This window comes from Mesorhizobium onobrychidis, assembly GCF_024707545.1.
Taxonomy (GTDB): Bacteria; Pseudomonadota; Alphaproteobacteria; order Rhizobiales; family Rhizobiaceae; genus Mesorhizobium; species Mesorhizobium onobrychidis.
The window spans coordinates 6165608-6180317 of record NZ_CP062229.1 but is presented as its reverse complement, the minus strand read 5'-3'; the positions used below and the strand labels follow the sequence as shown (position 1 = coordinate 6180317).

The 14710-nt window shown below is 62.4% G+C and carries 14 protein-coding genes; 3 read left to right on the top strand and 11 right to left on the bottom strand.

Annotated features, from left to right (window positions below):
* Positions 1–47: 47 nt before the first annotated feature.
* Complete coding sequence (locus IHQ72_RS30620; protein WP_258119325.1) at positions 48–836, bottom strand: HalD/BesD family halogenase; 789 nt, start codon at positions 834–836, stop codon at positions 48–50.
* Positions 837–938: 102 nt separating this feature from the next.
* Here IHQ72_RS30620 and IHQ72_RS30615 point away from each other — a divergent pair, with 102 nt between their 5' ends.
* Positions 939–1841, top strand: a complete 903-nt coding sequence (locus tag IHQ72_RS30615; RefSeq protein ID WP_258119323.1) for a LysR substrate-binding domain-containing protein — start codon at positions 939–941, stop codon at positions 1839–1841.
* Between the two features lie 84 nt (positions 1842–1925).
* Here the strand turns inward: IHQ72_RS30615 and IHQ72_RS30610 are convergent, their stop codons facing one another.
* The 5 genes from IHQ72_RS30610 to IHQ72_RS30590 form a co-directional block, all read right to left on the bottom strand.
* Positions 1926–2588 (bottom strand): DUF4118 domain-containing protein, encoded by a 663-nt coding sequence (locus tag IHQ72_RS30610; protein ID WP_258119322.1) that lies wholly within the window; start codon positions 2586–2588, stop codon positions 1926–1928.
* Entirely contained in the window at positions 2585–2791 is a 207-nt protein-coding gene (locus IHQ72_RS30605; protein ID WP_258119320.1) for a hypothetical protein, read from the bottom strand. Before IHQ72_RS30605 ends, IHQ72_RS30610 begins: the two co-directional genes overlap by 4 nt.
* Positions 2792–3094: 303 nt before the next feature.
* On the bottom strand, positions 3095–4249 hold the full coding sequence (locus IHQ72_RS30600) for an efflux RND transporter periplasmic adaptor subunit (protein WP_258119318.1): 1155 nt from the start codon (positions 4247–4249) through the stop codon (positions 3095–3097).
* A gap of 16 nt (positions 4250–4265) precedes the next feature.
* Complete coding sequence (locus IHQ72_RS30595) at positions 4266–7442, bottom strand: efflux RND transporter permease subunit (protein ID WP_258119316.1); 3177 nt, start codon at positions 7440–7442, stop codon at positions 4266–4268.
* Entirely contained in the window at positions 7436–7693 is a 258-nt protein-coding gene (locus IHQ72_RS30590; protein ID WP_258119315.1) for a hypothetical protein, read from the bottom strand. Before IHQ72_RS30590 ends, IHQ72_RS30595 begins: the two co-directional genes overlap by 7 nt.
* A gap of 259 nt (positions 7694–7952) precedes the next feature.
* Here IHQ72_RS30590 and IHQ72_RS30585 point away from each other — a divergent pair, with 259 nt between their 5' ends.
* The gene (locus IHQ72_RS30585; RefSeq protein WP_258119314.1) at positions 7953–8534 is read left to right on the top strand and encodes a TetR/AcrR family transcriptional regulator; all 582 of its coding nucleotides are present in this window, start codon (positions 7953–7955) and stop codon (positions 8532–8534) included.
* 552 nt (positions 8535–9086) lie between these two features.
* Here IHQ72_RS30585 and IHQ72_RS30580 read toward each other — a convergent pair.
* From IHQ72_RS30580 to IHQ72_RS30560, 5 genes are all read right to left on the bottom strand, one after another.
* The gene (locus IHQ72_RS30580; RefSeq protein WP_258119313.1) at positions 9087–10109 is read right to left on the bottom strand and encodes a LacI family DNA-binding transcriptional regulator; all 1023 of its coding nucleotides are present in this window, start codon (positions 10107–10109) and stop codon (positions 9087–9089) included.
* Between the two features lie 69 nt (positions 10110–10178).
* On the bottom strand, positions 10179–10973 hold the full coding sequence (locus IHQ72_RS30575; protein ID WP_258119312.1) for an ATP-binding cassette domain-containing protein: 795 nt from the start codon (positions 10971–10973) through the stop codon (positions 10179–10181).
* Positions 10974–10976: 3 nt separating this feature from the next.
* The gene (locus tag IHQ72_RS30570) at positions 10977–11963 is read right to left on the bottom strand and encodes an ABC transporter permease (protein ID WP_258119310.1); all 987 of its coding nucleotides are present in this window, start codon (positions 11961–11963) and stop codon (positions 10977–10979) included.
* Between the two features lie 119 nt (positions 11964–12082).
* Positions 12083–13015: a substrate-binding domain-containing protein gene (locus IHQ72_RS30565; protein WP_095491966.1), complete on the bottom strand. Its 933-nt coding sequence runs from the start codon at positions 13013–13015 to the stop codon at positions 12083–12085.
* Positions 13016–13289: 274 nt separating this feature from the next.
* Positions 13290–14447: a fumarylacetoacetate hydrolase family protein gene (locus tag IHQ72_RS30560; protein WP_258119308.1), complete on the bottom strand. Its 1158-nt coding sequence runs from the start codon at positions 14445–14447 to the stop codon at positions 13290–13292.
* Here IHQ72_RS30560 and IHQ72_RS30555 point away from each other — a divergent pair.
* On the top strand, positions 14446–14679 hold the full coding sequence (locus IHQ72_RS30555; protein ID WP_258119307.1) for a hypothetical protein: 234 nt from the start codon (positions 14446–14448) through the stop codon (positions 14677–14679). The genes IHQ72_RS30560 and IHQ72_RS30555 overlap by 2 nt on opposite strands.
* The last annotated feature ends 31 nt before the right edge of the window (positions 14680–14710 follow it).

Genomic DNA, 14710 nt, shown 5'->3' with positions numbered 1-14710 from the left:
CTTTTTCTGACTTCCCGATTCTGGGCAGAATATCGGCGCCTTCCGCCTCAGGCCGCCCGGCCGTAGAAGCCGATGCGCTCCTCGGCGCTGAACATCATGCCGGGTTTCTCGTAGTAGGAGAACACCGCGATCATGCGCTCGCGTTCGCCTTCGACGGTGGTGACGCGATGCGCGGTGTTCTTGCCGCGGAAGACGTTCAGCGTGCCCGGCTTCATGCGCAGGATTTTTGCCTCGGGATCGCGCCCTTCGAGCAGCCTGGCGACGCCGTCGTAATTGGGATTGTCGTCCGAGCGGAGATCGGTGCGGTATTCGAGGTCGCCGCCGCGCTCAGCGGCCTGCAGCAGAAGTGTCGTGGTGAATTCCGAGCGGTCGAAATGCCAGTTCAGCGCCTCGCCGGCGCGATAGGCCATCACATTGGTGCGCGCCAGCGGGTCCTGCATGACGTGCAACCGCGTCTTTCCCATCGCTGCCGCCAGGAAGCGCAGCAGCGGTTCGTACTCATAGATGGCGAGCACGAGGCTGCCGGGAATCTGGTCGGCGCAGACCGTATGGCTGATGGTCTCGACCTTGCGCAGGGAAGGGTGGTCCGGAGCGAGTTCCGGCATATCGGGCTTGAAGTAGATGTTGTGCGTCCGTTTGTGCATGTGCGAGCGCGTCGCCATGACGGGCTGGATTTCCCGCACCGCCCGTTCAGCCATGCCGGGCTGCAGAAAACCCTCGAGGTTGAACATGCCGTCGGCTTCCAGCGCCGCAATCGAGGTCTCCACGAGGCGCTTCCATTCGGCACTGCCTTCACGGTCGAGCGGGTATCGGTCCAGATCGAGAATGTCTTTCATCGTCTTATGCTCCAGGTTCGAGCATAGAAGACGGCAAAAAAATCTTTCTCTCAACGTCGAAAATTATTAGTCTTCCGCAGGAAAAACTTATGAAAGGCGCGCATGGAACGGCCCCCTCCGCTGAACGCGATCAAGGCCTTCGAGGTCGCGGCGCGCGCCGGCAGCTTCACTTTGGCCGCCACCGAACTCGGCGTTTCGTCAGCGGCGGTCAGTCAGCAGGTCCGCAATCTCGAAACCTGGTTCGGCAAGCAACTGTTCGTGCGCAGCGGCAACCGCATCGCGCTGACCGACGCAGGCCATGCGATCTACCCGCAGACGGCGCGCGCCTTGGGCGACATTGCGGCGATCGGGCGGCGCATGCTGGAGGGTGGGCTGAGGACGCGTCTCGTCGTCAGCGTGCCGTTTTCGCTGGCCGAATTGTGGCTGGCGCCCAGACTGGCCGTTCTTCTCGATGCCTTCCCGCAAATGGCGATCGACGTCCGGGTCGAGGACGATCCAATCGATGTCGTGCGCCAGAACATCGACTTGCGCATCTCCTATGGCGACTATCACTATCCGGCGCTCAGGATGGTCCGTCTCGTCCATGACGACGTCCTGCCGGTCTGCGCGCCGGACTTCTGGCAGAGATACGGGGATGGCGCGTCCAGCCTGGCGGAGGTGCACGAGAGCCTGTTCATCCACACCAACTGGGGTCCGAACTATGCCTCGCATCCGACATGGGCGGACTGGTTCGCGGCGTCGGGCGACAATCGCTCCCCCGACCCGTCGCACGGGCGGCGCGTCGGACTGTCCAGCCTGGCGATCGCCTCGGCCCGACTGGGCCTCGGGATAGCCCTTGGCCAAAGAGTCATGGCCCGCGCCGATCTGGAGGCGGGCCGGCTGATCGCGCTGTCGTCGGTCTCGGTCCGGCTCGGGCAACCCTATTGCGCCTTCATGCTGCCGGCGAAAGCCGAGCGTGCCGACGTCGCCGGTCTGGTCGAACTCCTCGGCAGGACGGCGCCATAGGTTCAAAAAATCGGTCAGATGGCTGCACCAATGGCCGGGAGGTTTGCGGACTTTTTGCTATGTATCGGTCGCCATGGGTTTAACTTACGGCCGAGTATGGCGGTCAACCCGGGAATGAGACGTTCGTTCAATGGCCAGGGCTAAAAAACGCCCCACGATGTCGACCAACGTGGCCGGCGCCGACGGACGTTCATCGGGGTCGAATGCGACTCCAATGGCTGCACCCAGGCCCACTGACGTCGCCACAGGCCAAAAGTCAAAGCGCGAGGCCAACGCCGGGTAGACTCTGGCGGGCACGACAACACCCGTGGCCAACGACGATCGCGCCGCCTCGATCTCGGCCTCCAGGGGTTCTATGTCGCCGACTCTCTCGACGGAGACCACCTTGCCCTCCATAACGAGAATGACGACGACAGGGACTCGGAAGAGTGCTGCAAGAGCTTGGGAAGTGATCGAGACGATCGCTTTCGTACCGTCGGCCGCCACGACGTCGCGGCTGTAGCCTTGCAGCACAGACACCTGCCTTCTCAGGAGCGCCGCATCAGTTGCCCTGCGCTGGGAGGTAAAGGCAACGGCACTCACGATAAGTCCGATGACAAAAAGCAGTCCGATAGCCCAGACGTTTGCCGGGTCGTCGACGATCAGCGTATAGCGAGGCTCGGTGAGAAAGAAATTGTAGGCGAGAGCGCCAAGTATCGCCGAAAAGAGGGAGGGTCCCAAGCCCAAGCCAACGGCCGCTATGGTCACCGGCACCACAAATATGAGGGAGATGTTCGGATCGCCACGTGGCTGTCGACACCGACAGCCACGACCGCCGCGAAGGCGGTCATTGCAAACGCAGCAAGGTAGCGTACTACAGCTGGAGCCTCCAATGGTGCCAAGCCCAAAAGCGGATCGGCATCCGGCAACAGTGTGGTGTCCCATTGCAGCTTCGATTTAACATCGGCCATTGGTGCAACTCCCAGCCTATTGCATGCCATCCTACGCGACGACTCGCTGGCGTAAGCTGTGCGGCCGCCGCATGACGCAAATGTGGGGCAACACGCATAAAAATTCCATTCGTGCGTGAGCTGCAAGAAATAGGAATCTTATAGCCCTGTAGCGCCCTCCGACGTCTCGGCCAGCCCTATTGCGCCCTTCATGCTGCCAGTTAAGGCGGAGCGTGCCGACATTGCCGGGCTCGTCGCGCTGCTCGGCAAAACGGCGCCCTCGGCATAGCTGAGGGCGCCGTGGACCGGGCCTGATGGGGGGTATCAGGTGGCCGGTTTCTGGGGCAGGGGGGAGACAGGCATTCCCGGGCCGATCTTCTGCAGATTGCCTGTTATCACCTGGTCGCCTTCCGATACGCCGCTCGAGATGGCCACTAGATCGCCATTGGTCGGCCCGAGCGAAACGATACGCTGGTCGACAGTATTGTCCTTGCCGACGACGTAGAGGTATTTGCCGAGCTGGCTCGATCCCAATGCCGTCTGCGGCACCATCAGTGCATCTGGCTGCTGCTTGATGTGCAATCTCACGCGAACATATTGGCCCGGCAGCAGCGTGAACTTGGCGTTGCCGATCGTCGCCCGTGCGGTGATGGTGCCGGTCGAACGATCGACCGTGTTGTCGATGAAGGTGAGCTGACCTTTGTGGCGCGGTTCGGTATCGCCGGGAAGCAGGACGTCGACATCGATGGGCCCCGCCGCGCGGGCTTCCTCGATCTGCGCCAGATCCGTTTCACTCGGATTGAAGGTGACATAGATCGGGTCGAGCTGCACCAGCGTGTTGAGCACCGTGCCGGCGACGCTGACCAGCGTTCCGACCGAAGCCTGGTTGCGGCCAACGCGCCCTGCAAACGGCGCCTTGATCTCCGAATAACTCAGATTGAGCTCGGCGGTCCGCACTGCCGCCTGGTTCACGGCCAGCGAGGCCTGGGCCTCGCGCAAGCTGCTGGTGCGCTGGTCGAACGCATCCTTGGCGATGTATCCGCTCTTGGCCAGCTCGGTGCCGCGACCAAGGCTGGAACGGGCATAGTCGAGCGTTGCTTCGTCGCGCTGGACCTGAGCCTTCGCCTGTTCAAGGGCAGCCTGGAAATCCTCTGGAGCGATCTTAAAGAGAAGCTCGCCCTTCTTGACATCGCTGCCGTCGGGCGCGACCTGCTCCTGCAGGTAACCCGGCACGCGCGCCTGCAGCGTGATGCTGCGGATCGACTCTGTGCGGGCGGCATAGTCGAGATAGATCGGGATCGTCTTCTTGACGACGCTCACCACCGGCACCGGCATGACAAATGCCGCGGGTTCGGGCGTCGCTGCTCCTGCCGTACCGGCGTTGAGGCCGAAATTGCCCATGTCGAGCAAGTGAACGCTCGCCACCGAGATCGCCCCAACGGCGACGGCCGCTCCCAACGCAATTTTCCATTTACGCATGATCAGTTCTCCAATCCTATTCGGCCGCTTCGGCCAATCGCTCGAAAGCGGGTTCGGCAGTTGGTTCAGTCGGTTCGGCAACGGGTTCGCTCTTGCTGCCGCGCTCGCGCAGCTGCTCGATCACCGCATAGAAGACCGGCACGAACACCAGTGACAGGATCGTCGCCGCGACCATGCCGCCAAAGACGGTGGTGCCGATCGACTGGCGGCTCGCTGCACCAGCACCTGTGGAGAACATCAGCGGCAGCACACCGAGGATGAACGCGAAAGCGGTCATGAGGATGGGCCGCAGCCGCAGGCGCGCCGCTTCCATTGCGGCGTCGACGATGCTGAGGCCTTCCTCGCGCCGGCGCCGGGCAAACTCCACGATCAGAATGGCGTTCTTCGCCGCCAGCCCGATCAGCATGACGAAGCCGATCTGCGAATAGACGTCGATCTGCATGCCGCGCATCAACAGGGCGACAAAGGCACCGAACAGGGCAAGCGGTACCGCGAGCAGAACCATGAAAGGCATGGCCCAGCTCTCATATTGGGCGGCGAGGATCAGGAAGACGAAGACCATGGCGAGACCGAAGACGATCGAGGCGATCGATCCAGCCTTGAGCTCCTGATAGGTGATCCCGGTCCATTCGTAGCCGAAATCCTTCGGCAGCGCCGTGGCAGCGGCACGTTCCATCGCGGCGACCGCCTGGCCTGAAGAGAAGCCGGGTGCGGCACCGCCGTTGATCAGGGCCGACGCATTGTTGTTGTAATGCGGGACGGTTTCCGGGCCGACGATAGGCACCAGCTTGCCGAGCGTGCTCAACGGCACCATGCCGCCGGAGGCATTGCGCACATAGAGCCGCGAAATGTCGGCAGCACCCGCACGCGCATCCTTGTCGGCCTGGATCGTCACCCGGAAGGTGCGGCCGAACAGATTGAAATCGTTCACATAGAGGGAGCCGAGATAGATCTGCAGCGTGTTGAACACGTCAGGCAGACTGAGGCCGAGCAGCTTCGCCTTATTGCGGTCGAGGTCGTAGTTGAACTGCGGCGTCGAGGTCGAGAACGAGGAGAACAATTGCTGCGGGTTGAGCTCGGGCTGCTTGCGCGCTTCGGCGAGCACGGCTTGCGTCGCGTCGTTGAGCGCAGCGCTGCCGCGACCGGTCAGGTCCTCCACCTGGAATTCAAAGCCGCCGGTCGTGCCGATGCCCGGGATCGAAGGCGGATCGAAGCTCAGCGCGAACGCTTCCGGAAGTTCCATGAGCTTCGAGCGCACGTCGGCGACGAGCTTCGAGGCGCTCTGGTCAGGGCCGCGTTCGTCCCATGGTTTCAGGATGGCAAATTCCACCGCCGAGTTCGACTGGGCGGCACTGGTGAGGAAGTTCAAGCCGCTGATCGAGCCGACGATATCGACGCCGGGCGTGTTCTGCAGGATGTCGCGTGCCTTCCGGGCCACCGCGTCGGTGCGCTCCAGGGATGCTCCATCCGGCAACTGGATGACCACGAAGAAATAGCCCTGGTCCTCGACCGGAAGGAAAGTCGAGGGCAGTCGCTGCCAGACGAAATAGGTGGCAACAAGCCCGGCCGCGAACAGCCCGAGCATGATCCAGCGCAGGCGGATGAGGAAGCGCACACCATAGGCATAGCCATGCGACAGCCGTTCGAAGCCCGTGTTGAACCAGCGGAACAGCACGAACTGCGTTGCCGGGCGGTGGCGCAGGAAGGCAGCGCTAAGCGCCGGGGTGAGCGTCAGCGAGACGAAGGCGGAGATGCCGAAGGAGATCGCCACCGTCAGCGCAAACTGGTTGTAGAGCCGGCCGGAAACGCCGGGTATGAAGGCGACCGGCACGAACACGGCCATCAGCACGGCGGTCGTCGCGATGATCGGGCCGGTGACCTCGGCCATCGCCGCGCGCGTAGCAGCCAGCGGTTTGAGGCCGGCCTCCAGCTGGCGCTCGACATTCTCGACGACGACGATCGCGTCATCGACGACGAGGCCGATCGCCAGCACCATGCCGAGCAGGCTGAGCATGTTCAGCGAGAAGCCGAACATGTACATGACGACGAGCGTGGCCACCAGCGACACGGGAATCGCAATCGTCGGGATGATCGTGGTGCGCCAGCTCTGCAGGAAGATGAACACCACCGCAACAACCAGGACCAGCGCCTCGCCGAGCGTAACCAGCACGTCGTGCATCGACGCCGAGACGAAACGTGTCGTATCGTAGTGCATGGCGTAGCTGACGCCTTTCGGGAAGCGGGCCGACAGTTCCTGCATCTTGTCCTTGACGCGCTGCTGCAGATCGAGCGCGTTCGAGCCCGGCATCTGGTAGACCGCGAGCACCACGGTCGGGTCCTCGCCGAAGAAGGCCGACGACGAATACTGCAGGGCGCCGAGTTCGATGCGCGCGACGTCGCGCAAGCGCACCAGCGAACCGTTCGCGGCATCGGCGCGCACGATGATATCGCCGAATTCCTTGGGATCGCTCAGTCGGCCGACCGCGTTGACCTGCATTTCGAAAGCGGTGCCGGCCGGCGCCGGCGACTGCCCGATCTTGCCGGCCGCGACCTGGACATTCTGCTCGGCGATGGCGTTTTGGACATCGACAGCGGTAATGCCGAGATTGGCGAGCTTGTCGGGATCGAGCCATACGCGCATCGAATAGCGCCGCTCGCCGAAGATCTGCACGTCGCCGACGCCCGGCAGGCGCTTAAGCGGGTCGACCACCTGCAGGTAGGCGAGGTTGCTGAGCGCGACCGGATCGACGGAGCCGTCGGGCGAGGTGAGGTTGACGATCAGGACGAAATTCGGATTCTGCTTCTTGATCGTCACGCCGCCCTGGTTGACGATGGCCGGCAGCGAGGACGCCGCCTGTGAGACGCGGTTCTGGACATCGACGGCGGCGGTGCTCAGGGGATAGCCGACCTCGAAGGTAACGGTGATCGTCGACGAGCCGTCATTGGAGCTCGACGACGACATATAGGTCATGCCTTGAACGCCGTTGATCTGCTGTTCAAGCGGCGTCGTGACGGTGTCGGCCACGACTTGCGCACTGGCGCCAGGATAGTTGGCGCTGACCACGACCTGAGGCGGCGTGATGTCGGGAAACTGCGAGACGGGCAGCAGGAAATAGCAGATCGTCCCGGCGAGCACCATGATGATGGCGATCGACGATGCGAAGATCGGACGGTGGATGAAGAAGTTTACCATGACACGTGCGCCTCGCCGAATGCTCTCGCCTCGCCAAAGGCCTTGGCCACCCTGGACAGCCGCCGGCTGCGCCTTTGCCCCGGGTCTTCCAGGAAACGAGGCGGCGCCGTGCGGCTGCGGCCTTGCGCATCCGCAAGGGTACGCAGCATCGTCTCGAAAGAGCGCGGGTCGACACGGTCGGCCTTCATCAGCATCCGGATCATCGGATCCTTCACAACTTCGTCGATCGTCAAATCTTTGCGCTGCGACATCGTAGCGGCTCCTGGCTTGGCGATCTGCGGGATACGCCGCAGATCGGGTGGTCTTCCTGTTCGCGGCCAAAATCGCCTGGGGCGCAGTTTCATGCCTGGGCCGATTCGGCGGAGGCTATTCACAGGCGCCTGCGAGATTGACACGAGGCAATGGGGGTGTTACCAGTAAGTAACATCTAGAAGTTACAGACCGGTAACACCCTAGTCAAGAGGTGTACCGAGGGATTTTTCGGAAACCCCGGAAACCAAGGAGGTTTTGATGGAAGACGGTACTGCGGAACGCATCCGCCCCCGGGATCGTATCCTGGAGACAGCACGGGATATGTTCCACAAGCATGGCATCAAGGGCGTCGGCGTCGACGCGATCACTGAGGCCGCCGGCACCAACAAGATGACGCTCTACCGTCATTTCGAGTCCAAGGACGATCTGGTCATCGAGTGTCTGCGGGCGACCGCATGCAGCGCCAACGCGATGTGGCAAAAGTTCGAGGCGGAGCACCCGGGCGACAAGCTTGCGCAACTGCACGCCTGGGTTCGGATGGCGGCCGATTGCCTGATGATGGACGGCCGCGGTTGCGATATGGCGAACGCCGCCATCGAACTGAGCGAGACCGACCATCCGGCGAGGCGTGTGATCAAGGAGCTCAAGCAGGCCCAGCGCGACCGTCTGGTCGGCCTGTGCGGGGATGCCGGCATCGGCCAGCCGGAGCTTCTCGCCGATACATTGTCGCTGCTGCTTGAAGGCGCCCGTGTCAGCCTTCAAAGCGTCGGAGCCGAAGGCCCCAGCGCGCAATTTGTCCGCATGGCGGAAGGCTTGATCACATCTTTCAGGGCCAGATAGTCTCGCCAGCGGCGAAACGATCGGTAGCGTGTTCATTGCGAGCCGCGCCGCCGAATGCCCTTTTGTCCGTTCGGACGTGCCGTCATCGCGCTTCTCCTTTGCCGGTCTTGTCGCCGCACCATTTGCTACCTGTTGCTTGTTGGTGAGGCAGGATAGGACCGACAACGAATCGGTGAGAGTGACAAGTGTGACGGGATTCCGACGGATCCGCTGATCGCGGCTGCAACATGCCCTACCGCTCGCACCCTTGCGGGCGAATGTGCTGTCGGCATCAACCCTGGTGACAGCCGCCGCGATCATTCGGAGCCGGAACAAAAAAAGCCCGCTGCCGGGAGGAGGTGGCAGCGGGCTCGATTTCGAATACGGCACGGGAGGAGGTGTACCGCACTCAGCGTCGGCATCGCATCTGGGAGGAGTAGATGGCCGACACCTGCGAAACTAGCGATTGCCCAATGATTCGGCAATAGCAAAAGATGCATAGCAGATGTGCATATTCGCGGTATCAACCGAATTTTAACCATCGGGGCAAGTGACCGTGGCCGTTGCGCGGCATCACTGGACGGGCACGTTTTCCTTGAAGACAAGGCGCGGCTCAATGAGTTTCCGCGTCAGATAAGGCGCCGAGGAAGCGATCGAGCCGAGCAGGCGGATGACCGATTGCTCGGCGATCAATCGGGCATTCTGGTCGATCACGACATCGAGCAGATCGTCGACGAGATAGCCGCGTGTCGCCCTCGTCAGGTCGTGACAAATGAACACCGGCTTCCTTTGCGGCTTGGCTTCCAGCAGCGCTTTCGCCACGCCCGAACGTCCGGCGCCGACGCAATAGATGCCGAGCAGTTCCGGCTCATTGTGCAGCGCCTTCATCGTCGCCGTGTAGCTGATATCCGGCTCGTCGTTGATCTCGACGGCGCTGGTCACAGTCAAATTGGGGAACTCCTCGCTGAGCACGGAGCGAAAGCCCATTTCGCGTTCCTCATGTCCGCGATAGGAGCGTGAGCCGACGATCATTGCCAGATGGCCCGGACGCCCGCCCAGGACACGTCCCATCAAAAGGGCTGCGGTGCGCCCTGCGACACGGTTGTCGATGCCGACATATGCCGATCGCGGTGCGCCCGGAACGTCCGACACCAGCGTGACCAGGCGGATGCCTGCCTCGACGATCTCGCGCAAGATGTTGCGCGTTCTCGGATGATCGATCGCAATGACGCCGACGCCGTTTGCCTTGAGCGAGAGGTTTTCGACGGCCGCCTGCAACGCGTTCGGCGAGATGCCGGCGAGCTTGTGGATCCGGCAGGAGGCGACGAGCGGCAGGCGTGCCGCATAATCCTCGATATGATTTGCCAGATCCATCATGAAGGCATTGGAGCCGATCGGCAGGAAGAACTCGAGATGCGCCGGCCGCGAGGGCAGCACGACCTGATCCACGACCGGCAAATAGCCGAGCTGCTTGGCCGCCTCCATCACGCGCTGCCGGTTGGCGGCGCTGGCGCCCGGCCGGCTGTTCAGCACCCGGTCGACCGTCGCGGTCGACAGCCCGCAGCTTCTGGCGATGTCCGCAACGGTGGCTTTCATTGTCGCAGTCATAGGAGCCGATGTGATCCTGTACCAGACATACGGCCAACCGGTTTCCGCGTGGCCCGCTCAGCCCTGCGATTGTTTCCCCTGGACGATGGCGTCACGGATCTCCTCGTCGGACATGCCGGTGATAATCCGTTCGACTTCCGCGACGTTGGTGTTCTTCGGATCGATATCGTCGGCAACCACCTTGCCGCGGCGCATCACGACGATGCGGTCGACCACCTGGAAGACATGGTGGATGTTATGGGCGATGAAGATGCAGGAATGGCCCGAATCGCGGGCGCTGCGCACGAAGCTCAGCACACCTTGCGTCTCGGCGACGCCGAGATTGTTGGTCGGCTCGTCGAGGATGATGAGGTCGCTGTCGAAATGCATGGCGCGTGCGATCGCCACGGCCTGCCGCTCGCCGCCGGAGAGCGAGCCGATCGGTGTGGTCGGCGGGATGTTCTTCGAGATGCCGACCTGTTTGAGCAGATCGCGGGCGACCACGTTCATCGCCTCCTGGTCCATACGGTTGAGGAAACGCGGCGGCTTGATCGGCTCGCGCCCGAGGAACAGGTTGCGCGCGATCGACAATTGCGTGACCAGTGCCGAGTCCTGGTAGATCGTCTCGATGCCGTGGGCGATGGCGTCGCTGGTGCTGCGGAAGTCCACCTTCTTGCCGCGGATGAAGATGTCGCCGCTGGTCAGCGGAACCGCACCCGACAGCACCTTGATCAGCGTCGACTTGCCGGCGCCATTGTCGCCGAGCAGGCCGACGATCTCCCTTTCATTGACATGGAAATTGGCGTCTACCAGCGCTTGCACACGCCCGTAGGACTTGCGGATGTTTTCCATGCGGACAAGCGGTTCGGCCATGGTTCAAGTCCCCGCCTGATGCCGGCGTTCCAGCCATGAGTGGAGCGCCATCATGCCGAGGATGATCGCGCCGATGAAGATGTTGTAGGCAAGCCCTGGCACGCCGATCAGCACAATGCCATTGCGCATCACGCGCAGGATCAGGATGCCGAGCACGGTTCCGATGATGGTGCCGCGTCCGCCAGTCAGCGCCGTGCCGCCGATCACCACCATGGCGATGACTTCGAGCTCGTAGCCGGTGCCGCTGTTCGGGTTGGCCGCCGAGGTGCGCAGCGAGCTGATGACGCCGGCAAGCGAAGCCATGATCGACGACAGGATGAACAGGCCGATCTTGACGCCGCTGACATTGACGCCGCGCGCCCTTGCCGCACTGGGGTTGCCGCCGGCCGCCTGGATCCAGTTGCCGGTCCGGCTCTGTGTCAGCACGTAACCGAGTGCGATCGCGGCTGCGATGAACCAGAACAGCGACATGTAGATGCGGAACGGCCCGATGAAGAAATCACCGACCAGCGCCTCGGCGAGCCAGCTGCCTTCGGCGCTCCAGGTGCGTTGCGGAAATCCGCTGGTGACGAACAGGGCGGTGCCGCGCACGACCAGCAGCATGCCGAGCGTCACCAGGAAGGATGGAATCTTGAGTTGCGTCACGAACCAGCCATTGACCAGCCCGATGAAGGCGGCAACCAGCAAGGCCACGACGAAGCCGGCTTCCAGCGAGGTGAGGCCGCTGTTGAAGAGCGTCCACATCAAGACGGGCGAGAAACCGAACAGCGATCCGACCGAGAGGTCGAATTCGCCCGAAGTCATCAACAGCGTCATCGCCAGCGCGATCAGGCCGAGCTCGACCGTGAAGGCCAGTATGTTGCTGATGTTCTGCGGCGACAGGAAGTCGTGGTTGAACCCCCAGAACACGGCGAGCTCGACGACAAGCAGCACGAAGGGCCCGAATTCCGGCCTGGCGATCGAGCGTTGGATGATGGAACTGTTTTCCACGTTGGACCCGCGACATGGTTGGAACTGGCCAAACCCGGCACCGCATAAGGCGGTTCGAGGCTCGGCGGAATGATGGGGATGACCGCGGCAGGCGTGCCGCGATCATCCCAATCGCGGTTTTATTTTCCGGACAGGATGTCGTCGTAGACCTGCGCGGTGTCCTTTTCGTAGAGTGCGCCGGTGATCACGTCGAAGCCGGGTGGAATGCCGCTGGCGGCCATGTTGGCGATCGAAAGCGCCACATAGCTGGTCGCCTGCGGATCCTGCCATTGTGCGGCATTGACGTAGCCGGTCAGCACCTCCTGGGTGGTGTCGAGCGAGTTGCCCCAGCCGACGACCGGGATTTCACCCGGCTTGATGCCGGCTTGGTCGAACACCCGCTTGATCGAGCCGGTCACCAGGTCGCCGAGACCGATGATCGCCTTGACCTTGGCCCTGTTGGCGGTGAGGTAGTCGACCATGCGGTTGATCGCTTCGGCCTGATCGAGCGTGGCTTCGGTGATTTCATAGGTGATGCCGAGTGGCTCGAAGACGCTCTTGATGCCTTCTTCTTCCTGGACGCCATAGGTGGCGCCCGGGATTTCGACCGGCATCCAGACGAAATCGCCCTTCTTCACCAGGCCCTTGTCGACCAGATACTGCGCCCAGTTCTTGCCGAAGGTGACGTTGTCGCCGCCAACATAGGCGTTGAAGTCCGCCTTCGGATCGGGCGTGTTGAAATTGATGATCGGGATGTTTGCCGCCCGTGCTTCCTTAGCGAGCTCGATAAGGCTGCCCGGGTCGGGGCTGGTGGTGGTGATGCCGTCCGCCTTGGCGGCGATGGCCGCGCGAACAGCCTCCTGCTGGGACGACACGTCGCCATTGTGGAACGAGGTATTGACGGTGTTGCCGGTGTCCGTCGCCCATTGCTTGGCGCCGGCGAGGAAGTAGGTCCAGACCGGATCGGCCGGGCCGCCATGCGAAATCCAGTAGAAGGTCTTGGCCTGTGCCGCCGCCGGGATGGCCAGCGCCACGATCAAGCCGAATACAAATAGTCGTAGCCTTGTCAGCATTTGATTTCCTCCCATTTTGAAAACTTCCTCCACCTCCGACGACGATCACGGCAAACCCTGATCGTATTTCTTGCCCGCGCCGATCTGGAAGCATCACAGCATCCGCTTTTTCGACATATGGCAAGTCTCCATTTGCCAGTGGTAGTTGGCGCGCGACAAGGCGCCATCAGCAGTCCCATCAGATTGCATCAGTTTGGCTGACATTTTGCAGCAAGCGTCCCCCCAATTCGAGCACCCAGGCCTAACCATCTCCCGTCGCGGGCGGGGCGGGAACCTAGATAAGATCGGCCCTGGCGAGGTCGCGCATCAGATGGCTGGCGCCGTAGGTCCAGTGCGGACAGTCGGGCGACAGCCGCACTCTGTTGACCAACGCGCCGAACTTCTCCGATGAGATCGTGACGATGTCGCCGACCTTGTGCGTGAAGCCCTTGCCCCTTTCGCCGCGATCCTTAGACGGCACGAACATGGTGCCGAGATAGAGCGCCAGCCCGTCCGGGTACTGGTGATGCGGCCCCATGGCGGCAGCGACCAGCTCTTCGGGCGAGCGGCTGATCTCGGCCATCGAACTGGCGCCCTCCAGCGAGAAGCCATCCTCGCCCTCGACCTTCAGACGCACGATGGCCTGCTTCACGTCATCAATGGAAAAGTTATCGTCGAACAGGCGGATGAATGGACCGAGTGCGGCCGAGGCGTTGTTGTCCTTGGCCTTGCCGAGCAGCAGCGCCGAGCGCCCTTCGACATCGCGCAGATTGACGTCGTTGCCGAGCGTCGCGCCGACGATCATGCCGCTGCTGGCAGCGATCATGGCGATTTCCGGCTCCGGATTGTTCCAGGTGGAAACCGGATGCAGGCCGACATCGGCGCCGAAGCCGACCGATGCCATCGGCTGGCATTTGGTGAAGATCTCGGCATCGGGGCCGATGCCCACTTCCAGATATTGCGACCAGGCGCCGCGCTGGAGGAGCTTGGCCTTGATCTCCATCGCTTCCGGCGAGCCTGGCTTGAGCTTCGACAGATCGTGGCCGATCAGCCCGGCAATGTCGGCGCGAATGGCATCCGCCTTCTCGGCCGAGCCGCGCGCCTGCTCCTCGATGACCCGTTCGAGCAGGCTGACGACGAAGGTGACGCCCGACGCCTTGACCGCCTGCAGGTCGACCGGAGAAAGCAGGTACGGTTTTTGCGGATCGCGCGCGGCCTGGAAACTGTTGGCGGCGATCGCATCAAGTGATCCGATCGGTTCGCCCCTGGCCGCCTGGACGTACCCTGCCGGATCCGGCATGTCGCAGATGTCGCGCACGGTTGGTGCCATGCTCGACGTGATGTCGAAGACCGTGCCGTCGCGGACCGTGACCACCAGCGGATGGGACCTATCGCTTGTCCGGGCGCGGCCAATGAAGAGGCCCTCGTCGGGCAGGTGCGTGGCGTTCGTCATGGCTTGCGAATTCCTGTGTCCTGGTCGGCTGCGGCGTTTCCCGGCGCAGCCGATAAATGATTTGAAAGACTTCTTCCGGTTCGGCGGCACTTTCAACAAATTCTCGCCAAAGGTCTATCCCGCCCTCAAGGCAAGTTTTGTCAATCTGTCCGGGCGGTCTCCGCGTCGCTGGGTGGTGATTGACCTTGGCGTGTCCCAGGTGCGAAGCGGAAACGGTTTTTCAAAATCGTGAAAAATCGTCACTAAGGATTTTCATCAACGAA

Excerpts from the sequence above, each read along its gene's own strand:
- IHQ72_RS30620 (WP_258119325.1), bottom strand. The coding sequence starts at position 836 with ATGAAAGACATTCTCGATCTGGACCGATACCCGCTCGACCGTGAAGGC.
- IHQ72_RS30615 (WP_258119323.1), top strand. The coding sequence starts at position 939 with ATGGAACGGCCCCCTCCGCTGAACGCGATCAAGGCCTTCGAGGTCGCG.
- IHQ72_RS30605 (WP_258119320.1), bottom strand. The coding sequence starts at position 2,791 with ATGGCCGATGTTAAATCGAAGCTGCAATGGGACACCACACTGTTGCCG.
- IHQ72_RS30600 (WP_258119318.1), bottom strand. The coding sequence starts at position 4,249 with ATGCGTAAATGGAAAATTGCGTTGGGAGCGGCCGTCGCCGTTGGGGCG.
- IHQ72_RS30595 (WP_258119316.1), bottom strand. The coding sequence starts at position 7,442 with ATGGTAAACTTCTTCATCCACCGTCCGATCTTCGCATCGTCGATCGCC.
- IHQ72_RS30590 (WP_258119315.1), bottom strand. The coding sequence starts at position 7,693 with ATGTCGCAGCGCAAAGATTTGACGATCGACGAAGTTGTGAAGGATCCG.
- IHQ72_RS30585 (WP_258119314.1), top strand. The coding sequence starts at position 7,953 with ATGGAAGACGGTACTGCGGAACGCATCCGCCCCCGGGATCGTATCCTG.
- IHQ72_RS30580 (WP_258119313.1), bottom strand. The coding sequence starts at position 10,109 with ATGAAAGCCACCGTTGCGGACATCGCCAGAAGCTGCGGGCTGTCGACC.
- IHQ72_RS30575 (WP_258119312.1), bottom strand. The coding sequence starts at position 10,973 with ATGGCCGAACCGCTTGTCCGCATGGAAAACATCCGCAAGTCCTACGGG.
- IHQ72_RS30565 (WP_095491966.1), bottom strand. The coding sequence starts at position 13,015 with ATGCTGACAAGGCTACGACTATTTGTATTCGGCTTGATCGTGGCGCTG.
- IHQ72_RS30555 (WP_258119307.1), top strand. The coding sequence starts at position 14,446 with ATGGCTTGCGAATTCCTGTGTCCTGGTCGGCTGCGGCGTTTCCCGGCG.
- IHQ72_RS30560 (WP_258119308.1), bottom strand. The coding sequence starts at position 14,447 with ATGACGAACGCCACGCACCTGCCCGACGAGGGCCTCTTCATTGGCCGC.